Below are 1,615 nucleotides of genomic sequence, written 5' to 3' on the forward strand. Positions count from 1 at the left end.
TAGGGCTTGCTGAATGAATCAACACACAGAAGTATTTTGTGTCTTGAAGTCCCTGAATAGCTCTCTGAAAAAATAGCACAAAAGAACTCTGAGCTTGCGCTCAAGGTTCATGATCAGGAATTGGAGGGCGATGACGGTTTCACTTGTCTGTTGTAGGCGTGCTCGAATAAGGCCCAGCCCATATCGGCGCTTGCCTTCTCCAAATTTGCCTTCCACAGCGTTACGTTCTGAAACATCATTTTGTACCAGGCGGTTGTGCGCCGCCACATCGTCTTTTGATGGGCGGCCAAGTTTCGGTCCGCTCAACCGAATCCCCAATCTCTTGCAATAGTTTATATTGTCCCGGTTCCGATAGATTTTGTCTGCCAGTACGGCTTCAGGGTAGAATCCAAAGCGCTTCCGGTAATTTTCGATGGATTCCTGGAGTGTGATCCCTTCGTTAAAGTTGTCCCAGTCCAATTTTTCTATCAAAGAGAAGCCGTCCACCATACTGATCGCGACTTTTGCTCCAAACTCCGCGTTTGCCTTGGCCTTGCCTCGGACGATTGGACGCACATGCGGCTGGGAAATGCTGACGATTCGGTCATCAACCCGGTGGGTTTTTGTCCGGTACATTTCATCCTGTTGCCTGTAAAGTTCATGAATCACAAGAAGCTGTCTGTACTCTTGTTTGCTCAATAAAGAAAGAGGGCTATGAATTTCTAACTCTTGGATGATCCTGAGGTCACGGCCGACATACCTTAGCTGCTTGCCGACTGCCTTTCGAATCTTTCTGGCACCAGCACGCCGTTGTTTAGTCACAGCGAGAAAAGCTTTGCGTGCTTTCTTCCGATAAGTCCGTGGTTTTGGATGATCTCCCCGCAAAGGTGCATGTAAGACATCAATAATGTGCTCCAGTTTTTCACGAGCCTCATTTAGGAGTTCAAGATCAGTAGGGTAGGCAATATCAGCTGGCGCACATGTTGCGTCAAGCAACAACTTCCCTTTGTGAGTTGTTTTTTCTGAAACATTGGGTTCGCCACCACCTTCGGCAGAGTCCTCACCGGAAGGCGGATCCTCCTGATCGTCGTCATCACGGCTGCCATTTTGCTCTTCCATGACGATCCATTCGTTCACTTCGTTAATGACATTCACACCGAGTCTCTTCCGAAAATGGGTCATTAGGGAGTGATGAAAGGGGGCTTTTTCCTGGAAGGCCGGCAGGCCAATAAAGTACTGCAGATACGGGTTTTCCGTAATCTGCTGGACGGTTTCACGGTCGCTGAACCCATGGCGCTCCTGGATATACAGGGATCCAAGGGCAATTCTGACTGAGAAGGCCTGCCCACCCTTAAATGTCTTTTTGAACGCCTTGGCATACTTTTCTTCCGCTTTCCACCAGGGAATCAACTCGGCAAGAAGAACCCAGCGATTATATTTATTTAACTTTCCTCCGAAAGGAAGGAAGAAGTCATCTGAAAAGGTTAGTTGGTTTTCGGTTTTCTTATACAAAGTGTCGACCTCCAAGTGCAAGGGTTTTTGGACATTTCTAAACAAATCCTTACACTTATATTCGACAAAAGAGTTGCGAAACCCTTGTCATTCCTGGCTTTTTTGTTTATTCAGCAGCCCCTAA

At 47.4% G+C, this 1,615-nt stretch carries 1 protein-coding gene; it reads right to left on the reverse strand.

From position 1 onward, the window contains the following. Nucleotides 1-18 precede the first annotated feature (18 nt). Nucleotides 19-1,491: an IS5 family transposase gene (locus CU633_RS19295; RefSeq protein ID WP_101662201.1), complete on the reverse strand. Its 1,473-nt coding sequence runs from the start codon at nucleotides 1,489-1,491 to the stop codon at nucleotides 19-21. Nucleotides 1,492-1,615 lie beyond the last annotated feature (124 nt).

It is taken from the genome of Bacillus sp. V3-13 (assembly GCF_002860165.1).
Taxonomy (GTDB): Bacteria; Bacillota; Bacilli; order Bacillales; family Cytobacillaceae; genus Bacillus_BJ.